Origin of the sequence: Streptomyces milbemycinicus (assembly GCF_002154605.1) — a bacterium.
Classification (GTDB): Bacteria; Actinomycetota; Actinomycetes; order Streptomycetales; family Streptomycetaceae; genus Streptomyces; species Streptomyces milbemycinicus.
In genome coordinates, this window is the sequence record NZ_MUNE01000181.1 from 1 (window position 1) to 10927 (window position 10927).

Here is a 10927-nt window from a genome sequence, read left to right on the forward strand (position 1 = left end):
GGCCGGGGCGCGGCGCTCGGCGGCGGGGTACTCCTCGATGATCACGTGGGCGTTGGTGCCGCTGTACCCGAAGGAGCTCACGCCGGCCAGCCGGGGGCCGGTGCCGTCCGGGGCCCAGTCGGCCGGCTCGCGGTTGACGTAGACCGGGCTGTCAGCGAAGTCGACGTGCTTGTTCTCGTCGCGGAAGTTGGCTGCCGGGGGGAGCTTTCCGTACCGCAGGCACAGCAGCACCTTGATGGCGCCCAGCACGCCCGCGGCCCCCATCGTGTGGCCGATGTTGGCCTTGACCGAGCCGATCGCGCAGAACTGCTTGCGCTCGGTGAACTCCTCGAACGCCTCGGTCAGGCCGTGCACCTCGATGGGGTCGCCGAGGCTGGTCCCGGTGCCGTGCGCCTCCACGTAGCGCAGCCGGCCCATGTCGACGCCGCTGCGCCGGTAGACCTCGCGCAGCAGGGCGCTCTGCGCGGTGGAGCTGGGGGAGGTGATCCCCGAGGTCCGGCCGTCCTGGTTGGTCGCGCTGCCCCGGATGACGCCCAGGATCCGGTCGTTGTCCCGGACCGCGTCGGACAGGCGCTTGAGCACCAGCACCCCGACGCCGTCGCCCACCAGCATGCCGTCGGCCTCCGCGTCGAAGGGCCGGCAGGTCCGGCGCGGTGACACGGTGCCCAGGGCCTCCATGGTGACGAAGGTCCCGGGGTGGTTGACCACGTAGACCCCGGCGGCCAGCGCGAGTTCCGCCTCGCCGGACAGCAGCAGCCGCCGCGCGATGTCCACGGCGACGAGCGAGGACGAGCAGGCCGTGTCCACAGTCAGCGCGGGCCCGGCGAGGTCGAGGTGGTAGGCCAGGCGAGCGGCCATGATGCTGGTGTCGGAGCCCATCAGCGCATGCGCGGAGTACTCGGACTGCGGGGCGAGCCCGGTGGAGCCGACGACGGTCGCGACCGCGCGGCCGCGCAGCGCCGAGGCGTCCTGGGCCGCGTCCTCCAGCGCGTGGTAGCAGGACTCCAGCAGGACCCGCTGGGCGGCGTCCATCGCGGCGGCCTCGCGCGGTGAGATCCGGAAGAACGCCGGGTCGAAGCACTCGGCCTCGGCCATGGCCCCGTAGCTGGGCACCGCCGCGTCCGGGAAGTGCTCGCGGAACAGCGAGAGCGCCACCGGGTCGGCCACCGGACCGGTGCAGTCCCGGCCCTCGCTGATCACCTCCCACAGCTCCTCGGGGTCGGCGGCGCCGGCGGTACGGCAGTGCATCCCGATCACCGCCACCGCCTCCGGCGGGGCGGCCTGCCGGGCGAGGGTGGCCTCGACGCGCTCGGCGAGCCGGCCGAGATCGCCCGCCTCGGTCACCGCGCTGGTCGGAAGCGCCGTGCCGAACCGGGCGTTGACCTCCTCGGTCAGCTCCACGGCCGCGACCAGGCCGAGGCCCAGCTCCTGGAAGGAGGCCTCGGCCACCCGCTCGGGGGAGGCGTCCAGCACCCGGGCCGCGAGCTCCGACAGCGTCTGCTTGACGTGGGGCGACATCGTCTCTGAATCTCCTTCAGCTCGCCGCGGCGCGCGGACGCCCGGTGGTCTCGGCCAGATGTGCCCGGTTGAGCCGGAGCCGTTCCTCCTCGGTCGAGGCGGTCACCTTGCGCAGCCGGAAGAGGTGGTGCCGTATCCAGCCCCGGCGCAGCGGCTCGGCCAGGTCGGGGTCGGGGTCGGGCGCCACGGTGTCGTACGGGATGAGTTCGTCGATCACGAGCCGGTTCCGGGCGAACACCTCGGCCCAGGTGCGCGCGGTGGGGACGCTGATGCCGAGCCCGGGGTCGACCAGGTCGCCGCTCAGGGTGCACAGGAAGTCCGCCAGCAGGACCTGGCCGCCGTCCACGACGGCGGCGTCCAGGTTCGCGAACAGCGCCTCCTTGTCCTCGGCCCGGAAGCAGGCGCCGATGCCGAACGCCAGGTCGTAGTGGCCGGGGAAGGGTTCGGCGGGGTCCGCCTGGAACACCGAGACCCGGTCCCGCAGCCCGCGTTCCCGGATCTCCCGGCCCGCGCCGTCGGCCGACTCCTTGTCGCCGGTCACGCCGTGGACCACCAGCACCGGGTGGTCCTCCGCGAGGCCGATGACGTCGCCCGCGCCACGGCAGCCGAACTCCAGCACCGCCCCGAGCCGGTCCAGGCCCTGGCCGTCCAGCAGCAGCCGGCGGACCTCCTCCTGGGCTGGGGCCGGGCATGTCGCCGGGGCCGGGGGTGTCGCCACCGCCGGGGTCGGTGTGGGCGCCGGGGTCGGTGTGGGTGCGGGTGCCGCAGCCGGTGCGGGCGCCGGGGCCGCCGGCCTGCCGCCCTTGCGCGCGGCCGTGGTGAGCCGCTGCCGCAGGTACCCGGCGAGCGCGCCGGGCGACGGGTGGTCGAAGACCAGGGTGACCGGCAGCCGCAGCCCGGTGGCCCGGCCCAGCCGGTTGCGGAGCTCCACCGCGGTGAGCGAGTCCAGGCCGAGCTCGACGAACCCGGTGTCGGGTCCGACGTCGTCGGGATCGACCACCAGCACGGCCGCCACCTGCCGGCGCACCAACTCCATGACCCGCGCACGCTGTTCGTCCTCGGGCAGACCCGCGAGCCCGTCCAGGCCGCCGCCGGTGTCCGGCGCGGCGGCCGCCGACCGCGGCGCGGTCCGCACCAGCGCCCGGTGCATGGGGTGGCCGGTGCCGGACTCGGCCTGGGCCCGCAGCGCGGCCAGGTCGATGCGCATGGGCACCTGCAGCGCCTCGTCGGCGCCCCGGGCCACGTCGAACAGCGCGAGCCCCTGCTCCGAGGAGAGCCCCAGCAGACCGCCCCGGGTCATCCGGCCCGTGTCGCCTTCGGTGAGGTGCTTGGTGAGGCCGGTCGCCTGCTCCCAGTAGCCGAAGGCCATGGAGACGCCCGGCAGCCCCTGCGCCCTGCGGTGGTGGGCGAGCGCGTCCAGGAAGGAGCTCGCCGCGGCGTAGTTGGCCTGGCCGGGGTTGCCGAGCACCCCGGCGGCCCCGGAGAAGAACACGAACTGGGTCAGGTCCGTGCCGCGGGTGAGCTCGTGCAGATTCAGCGCGCCCTCGGCCTTCGGCCGCAGCACATGTGCCAGCCGGTCGGGGGTCAGCGCGTCGAACACCCCGTCGTCGAGCGCGCCCGCGGTGTGGACGACGGTGCCGAGCGGATGCTCGGCCGGGATGGCGCCGAGCACCTCGGCCAGCCGGTCGCGGTCGGCCGCGTCGCAGGCCACCACCGTGACCCGGGCGCCGTCCGCGGTGAGTTCCGCGGTCAGCTCGGCCGCGCCGGGGGCGTCGGGTCCGCGCCGGCTGAGGAGGACCAGGTGCCGGGCGCCGTGTTCGGCCACCAGGTGCCTGGCGAGCATTCCGCCCAGGGTGCCGGTGCCACCGGTGATCAGCACCGTGTGCAACGGGTCGGGGCGCCGGGGCACGGTCAGCACGATCTTGCCGACGTGCCGCGCCTGGCTCATGAACCGGAAGGCCTCCGGCGCGCGTCGCAGGTCCCAGGTGGTCCTGGGCAGCAGCTCCAGCACGCCCCGCTCGAACAGGTCCACGATCTCGGCGAGGATCTCCCCGATCCGCTGCGGCCCGGCGTCGACCACGTCGAACGCCCGGTAGCGGACCCCGAAGTGCCGGGTCGCGACCTGCTGGGCAGCACGGATGTCGGTCTTGCCCATCTCCACGAACCGGCCGCCGCGCGGCAGCAGCCGCAGCGAGGCGTCGACGAACTCGCGGGCGAGCGAGTCCAGTACGACATCCACCCCGCGGCCCTCGGTGACGGCCCGGAACTCGGCCTCGAAGCCCAGGTCACGGGAGGAGGCGAGGTGGTCGTCGGGCACCCCCAGCGCCCGTACGGTGTCCCACTTGCCCTCGCTCGCGGTGGCGAACACCTCCGCGCCCACGTGCCGGGCCAGTTGCACAGCGGCCATGCCCACCCCGCCCGCGGCGGCGTGGACCAGCACCGACTCACCGGCGCTCAGTGCGCCCATGTCGAACAGGCCGTAGTACGCGGTGACGAAGGCGACCGGGACCGTCGCGGCCTCCTCGAAGGACCACCCGGCGGGCATCTGGGCCACCGTGTGGGCGTCGGCCACGCAGACCGGGCCCAGGCCGCTCGGGAACACCCCCATCACCCGGTCCCCGACCGCCAGCCCGGTCACCCCGGGACCGACTTCGAGGACCAGACCGGCGCCCTCCGCGCCGAGCGTCAGCTCCCCCGGGTACATGCCGAGCGCGCCCAGCACATCGCGGAAGTTCAGCCCGGCCGCGCGCACCTCGATCCGCACCTGCCCCGGCGTCAGCGGCGCGTCGGCGGCGGGCCAGGGCAGCAGCGCCAGGTTCTCCAGGGTGCCCGCGCCCGTGGTGTCCAGCCGCCACGCGCCGCCGCCCGGGGGCGGCACCAGCGTGCCGTCGGAGCCGACCGGGGCCAGCCGGGGCACCAGCGCCGCTCCCCCGCGCAGCGCGAGCTGCGACTCGCCGGCCGCCGCAGCGGCCGCCACCGCCCCCGGCAGCGCGGCCACCGACGCCTCGTCACCGTCCAGGTCGACCAGCAGCAGCCGGTCCGGGTTCTCCGCCTGTGCCGTACGCAGCAGACCCCAGACCGGGGCGTGCACCAGGTCCGTGATGTCCTCGCCGACGCGGACGGCCACCGCTCCCCGGGTCACCACCACCAGCCGCGCCGCGGCCTGCGCCTCGTCCGCGAGCCAGCCCTGCACCAGGCCGAGGGCGCGCGCGGTGGCAGCCCGGATCCCGGCCGCCGGGTCCGCCGGGTCCGCCGGGTCCCCGGCGGCCAGCGACACCAGCGCCACCTCGCCCGTGTCCCCGGACGCCGTGGCGTCCGCGCGGCGCGGGGCGGGGCCGAGCCCCAGGTCGTCCGCGCCCGGCGGGGACCACCACGCGGTGTCCCGCCCGTCCGTCGGCAGCGTGGTCCAGTCCAGGCGGAACACCGAGTCGGGCGGGGCGGCCGTGCCCGCGGCGCCGGTGACCGGCCGCTCGCCCGGGACCGGCCGCTCGCCCGGGGCCGACAGCCCTTCGCCGGAGACGGGGCGCAGCACCAGCGAGTCCAGCGCGGCCACCGGCCGTCCCGCACCGTCGGCGACCTCGGCCGAGACCGCGTCGGTGCCGGCCGCCGTGAGCCGCACCCGCACCGCGGCGGCCCCCCGGCCGAACAGCCGCATCCCGGACCAGGAGAAGGGCAGCAATCCGCCGCCGTCGCGTACGAAGCCGCCGAAGCCCATCGCGTGCAGGGCCGAGTCCAGCAGGGCGGGGTGCAGACCGTAGCGGGCGGCGTCCGGGGCGTCGTCGAGCGCGGCCTCGGCGAACACCTCGTCGCCGCGCCTCCAGACCGCACGCAGCCCGCTGAACGCCGGACCGTAGGTGTATCCGGCGTCGGCCATCGCCCGGTAGTAGCCGTCCACCGGCACCGGCTCCGCGCCGGTCGGCGGCCACACGGTCAGATCGGGCCCCGTCTCCGGCTCTCCGGCCCCCAGCAGACCACTGGCGTGCCGCGTCCACGGCCGCTCCGCCGCCTCGTCCGACGGCTCCTCCTCGGCCCGCGAGTACACCTCCACCGGGCGGCCGCCCGTGGCGTCGGGCGCCCCGACGGCCACCTGCAGCCGTACCGAGTTCCGCTCGGTCAGGACCAGCGGGGCCTGCAGGGTCAGCTCGTCCAGCCGCCCGCAGCCCATGTCCCGCCCGGCGTGCAACGCCATGTCGACGAAGGCCGTGCCGGGGAAGAGCACCGTGCCGGACACCGTGTGGTCGGCGATCCAGGGGTGCGAGGCCAGTGACACATCGCCGCTGAACACCACCCCGCCGTCGGCGAGCGGCACGGCCGACGACAGCAGCGGATGGCCGTCCGGCGCCTGCGCGGCCGGGTCGGCCGGGAGGGGGGTCGTGGCGGCCGGGGCCCCCGTCGCCGGCGCGGGTCCGGCCGGGGTGCCGACGGCCGTCGCGGCCGGGAGCGGAACCGGGGCGGACTCGTCCACCCAGCAGACCTGGCGCTCGAACGGGTAGGTCGGCAGCCCCGGCACCCGGCCGGGTACGTCGTCGCCGTACAGCTCGTTCCAGTCGACCGTCGCCCCGTGCGCCCATAGGCTCGCCACCCGGCCGAGGTCGCGCTCGCGCAGCGCCGCGTCCAGCTCCGCGGCCCGCACCCGCCCGGCGGTGGCCGTGACCACCGCGCCGCCCGGGCGGCCCCGGCGCCAGCGGGTGAGCTGCCCCAGCAGCTCCTCGGCGCCCTTGGCGACCACCGCCAGCCGGTGCGTCAGATCCGCCCGGCCGACCTGCAAGGTGTGGGCGATACCCGCGAGGTCGGCCCGGGGGCCGCCGCGGAGGAACTCGATCCACTGGTCGACGTGGACGCCGAGCCGGTCCTCGGTGTGCGCCGACAGAGTGAACACCACCGGCCCGCGCACGGCCGCCCGCGAGGGCGCGGGCTCGGGCGCCTCCTCGAGGACGACATGGGCGTTCGTCCCGCCCCCGCCGATCGAGGTGATGCCCGCCCGGCGCGGCGCCGGGGTGCCGTCCACGACCACCGGCTCCCAGGGCACGGCGCTGCCGGAGAGCTCGAACGGGAGCCTGTCGAAGTCGATGGCGGGGTTGAACTCCTCCGGCAGCCGGGTCGGCGGCAGGGTGCGGTGCTGCAGGGCCAGGACGACCTTGAACAGCTGCGCCATGCCCGCGGCTGCCTCGCCGTGGCCGATGTTGGGCTTGACCGACCCCACGCCGAACCGCCCGCTCGCGCCCGGCCGCTCGTCGAAGGCCTGGGTGAGGGCCGTCATCTCGACCGCGTCACCGATCTCCGAGCCGTTGGCGTGGGCCTCCACATAGCCGACCGTCCGCGGGTCCACGCCGCCGTCGCGCAGCGCCTCACGGATCACATCGGCCTGCCGCTGCGCGCTGGGGCTGGTGAACCCGATGGTCCGCCCGTTGTGGTTGACGGCCGTGCCGCGAATGACGGCCCGTATCGGGTCGCCGTCGCGCAGCGCCTGCCGCAGCGGCTTGAGCAGCACCGCCGCGACGCCCTCACCCGGGACGATCCCGTTGGCCTCCGCGCCGAACGACCCGCACTCCGAACGGTCGGACAGCAGCCCCACGGTGCCCAGCTCGACATACGTCGAGGGGTGCAGATAGAGGTTCACCGCTCCGGCGAGGGCCAGTTCGCACTGGCCGGCGCGCAGGCTCTGCACCGCCTCGTGCAGCGCCACCAGGGCGGAGGAGCAGGCGGTGTCCACGGCCTTGCTCGGTCCGCCGAGGTCGAACTGGAAGGAGACCCGGTTCACCATGTCGCCGAAGGAGGTGCGCGGCATCTCCAGCCGCCCCTCCGCACCGAGCCGGGTGAAGCCGTGCTTCGCGCCGCCCGCGAAGACCCCGATGCGCCGGCGCACCGGGGCGGGCAGCTTCGACGGGGCGTAGCCCGCGTCCTCCAGCGTCTTCCAGCACTCCTGGAGGAACAGCCGCACCTGCGGGTCGGTGTTGCGTGCCTCATCCTCGGTGAACTTGAACAGCGGCGGATCGAACTCGTCGAACCCGTCGAGGAAGGCGCCCCACTTGGAGTGGCTCTTGCGCACCACGTCCGCGCCCTCGGGGCTCGGGTCGTAGTGCTCCCGCCAGTCCCAGCGGCGCGGCGGGATCTCGGTGACGACCGACCGGCCGTCCATGAGCAGCGACCAGTACCGGTCCAGGTCGGGGGCGCCGGGGAAGCGGCCGCTCATCCCGATGATCGCGACGGCGTCCGCCGCCGCGTCGTTCTCGTCGCCCTCGTCCTCCTCGCGGTCCTGGCCCTCCCGCGGGGTGAGTTCGGCGGCCGGGGCTGGTACGGGTACGGGAGCGGCGGGTACGGCGACCGGGGCGGGCTCGGCCGCGGGGCTCCCCCCGAGGTACGCCCGGCACTCGTCCGGGAACTGCTCGGCCAGGTGCTCGGCGACACCCTCGACCTTCGCGAAGTCGAAGAACAGCGTCCGGGAGGCAGCCGGGAACGCCTCGCTCAGTGCGTGGTTCATCCTGGTCCGCGTGATGGAGTCGATTCCGAAGCGGTCCAGGTGGTCCTTGATGTCGAGGTCGGCCGCCGACGCGCCGATCATCTCCGCGGCCAGCAGCGCGAGCCGCTCCTCGACGGCAGCCGCCAGCCGCTCGGGGGCGTACGGCTCGGCCCCTGCCGCAGCCTCGGCGACGGCTCCGGCCCCGGCCCCGGCCAGGGGCTCGGCGACGGGCTCGGTCCGCGGCGCCGGGGCGGGCTCGGCGGCCGGTTGCGCGACGGGCCGCGCCGCCGGCTGGGTGAACAGCTTGCCGTGCCGGTTCCTGGCGAACGGGTAGCCGGGCAGCGGCACCCGGCGCCCCGCGCCGTCCCGCCGCGTCCTGCGCCAGTCGATCGGCCCGCCGCGCACCCACAGCTCGGCTGCCTGGGCGAGCTTGCCGCGGTCCAGCCATCTGCTCACGGCCTCCCGCAGGTCATCGTCGTCGTCGAAGAGCCGGACCACCTCGCTGCCGTGGTCCGCCCGCCCCAGCCGGCAGTTGTCGGGAAGCTCCTCCCCGGCCGCCACGGCCCGGAGCCCGGCGACCAGTTCCGTCAGGTCGCGCACGACGAACGCGGCGCGCGCCGCCAGCTCCGTCCGGCCCAGCTGCAAGGTGCGGGCCACATCGGCCAGCAGCGGCCGGCCGCCGGCCCCGGCGGCGCGGTCCTCGGTGCCGCTCCCTTGGAGCGCCCCGCCCGCTTCGGAGATCAGCCGGGCCAGTTCCCCGGCCGTACGGCCCTCGTGCGGGACGTCGGCGCCCAGCCGCACCCCGAACCGGGCGTCCAGCGCCTCGCCGATCCGGGCGAACTGCCCCGGTCGCACGCCGTAGGAGTCCAGCCGCTCGTCCTGGTCGATCTCGTCCGCCGCGACGCCCAGGACGTCCGCCACCACGGCACACACCTGGGCGGGCGCCACCGGCGCGGCGGCGGGCTCGGGCGCCTCCTCACCCGTCGGGTCCAGAAACTCCGCCAGCACCCGGGCGTATGCGCGCAGCCGCTCGGGGTCGCGCGCCGACAGCGGCACGATCCGCGGGCTGCCGTCGTCAGTGGGGGCCGCCTCGGCGGCGGTCGGCGGATACTCCTCGACCACCGCGTGCACATTGGTCCCGCTGTGTCCGAAGGAGTTCACCGCGGCCATCAGCGGGGCGCCGGAGGCGCTCTGCCAGGGCCGCGCCGCGTCGTCCAGGACGAAGGCCGAATCGGCCAGGTCGATCAGCGGGTTGAGCCGGCGCAGGGTCGGCATGCCGACCAGCCGGCCGTACCGCATGGACAGCAGGACCTTGATCAGCCCGACAAGACCGGCGGCGGCGCCCGTGTGCCCGATGTGGGACTTCGCACTGCCGACCGCGCAGAACGCCCGCTCACCGGTCAGCCGCCGGAACGCCCGCACCAGCGCGTTGGCCTCCACCGGGTCGCCGAGCGGGGTCGCGGTGCCGTGGGCCTCGACGAATCCGACGCGCTCGGCCGGAATGCCGAAGCGCCGGTAGACGTCGAGGACCAGCTCTTCCTGTGCCGCCCCGTTCGGCGCGGTGATGCCGTTGCTGGCGCCGTCCTGGTTCATTCCGGTCGCGCGGACGACGCCGTGGACGTGGTCGCCGTCGGCCACCGCGTCGGCCAGTCGCTTGAGCACCACGACGGCCACGGCCTCGGAGTAGACGGTGCCGTCCGCGTCCGCGTCGAAGGTGCGGCACTGGCCGGTGGGCGACATCGCGCCGCTCTGCAGCAGCAGGTCGAGACCGCGCCCGTCAAGACCGGCGTTCGCGCCGCCGACCAGCGCCAGGGACGACTCGCCCGACCGCAGGCTCCGGCAGGCCAGGTGCAGGGCCGCCAGCGAGGACGAGCAGGCGGTGTTGACCACCAGCGCGGCCCCGCGCAGGTCGAGGAAGTACGACAGCCGGGACGCCACCAGGGCGTCGGAGGCACCGGTGAACGACTCGTGCGGATAGCTGGTGGGCTCGGCGCCGACGAACAGCCCGGTGCGCGAACCGGCCAGGGCCCTCGGGTCGAGCGCGGCGTCCTCCAGCGCGTGCCAGCTCTCCTGGAGCAGCAGCCGCTGGTGGTGGCTCATCAGGTCCGCCTCGTGCGGGCGGATGCCGAAGAACTCGGGGTCGAAGCTGTCGCGCTCGGCGAGCACCCCGCCCCAGCTGTACGCGTTCCGCTCCTCCGGGGCGAGGTAGTGGTCGGGCAGCTCGCCGTACCCGACGCGGCCCTCGGCGAGGTTGCGCCAGAACTCGCGGACGTCCACCGCCCCCGGGAACTGCCCGGACATGCCGACCACCGCGATGTCCAGTGTCTCGGGGCGGTCGGCCGGCCCGGTGGCCGCGTCCTGCCCGGACGGCGCCGGGGCCGTGGGCCGGCCCGGGGCCTGCGCCGGGCGCCGCGCGGCCAGCAGGTCGCGCGCCTGCTCCGCGCCGACCGCTCCCCTGGCGTACCGGTCGAGGATGTCCCGGAACTCTGCGGTGCTCATCGTCGCTCCCTCGTGGCCAACTCGGCGTCGAGCAGGTCCAGCACCTCCGCGGCGGAGAGCTCCCCGGCCGCGAAACGTGCCTCCAACTTCGCGATCAGTTCGTCCGGCGCCGCCGTATCGCCGGTACCGTCGGCCGGCGGCTCCTCCCCGGATCCGGCCGTCGGCTCGTCGGGGCCGACCAGCTCGATCAGGTGGTCCGCCAGCCGCTCGACGGTCGAGTACTCGTACAGGGCGGCCGCGTTCAGCTCCACGTCCAGCTCCTCGGAGATCTGTGTCACGAACGTCGAGCCGGTGATCGAGTCGACTCCCAAGTCGGAGAACGCCACCGAGGGAGAGAGGTCCGCGGTCGGCACCCGCAGCGTCCTGGCGAGCCGTTCGACCAGCAGCCCCCGGATCGCCCGGCGCCGCTCGCCGCCCCCGGCCGGGGTGGCGCCGCCCGGCCGGGCGGCG

At 75.5% G+C, this 10927-nt stretch carries 3 protein-coding genes; all 3 read right to left on the minus strand.

Annotated elements, in window-relative coordinates; genetic code table 11:
- Positions 1-1518 (minus strand): type I polyketide synthase (locus CCN51_RS16020; RefSeq protein ID WP_245881632.1); only part of this gene is annotated, 1518 nt, incomplete at its 3' end.
- A 16-nt stretch (positions 1519-1534) separates the two neighbouring features.
- On the minus strand, positions 1535-10477 hold the full coding sequence (locus tag CCN51_RS59225; protein WP_107425994.1) for an SDR family NAD(P)-dependent oxidoreductase: 8943 nt from the start codon (positions 10475-10477) through the stop codon (positions 1535-1537).
- The coding region (locus CCN51_RS16060) for an acyl carrier protein (protein WP_143675813.1) at positions 10474-10927 on the minus strand (454 nt) is incomplete at its 5' end. The genes CCN51_RS59225 and CCN51_RS16060, both read right to left, overlap by 4 nt.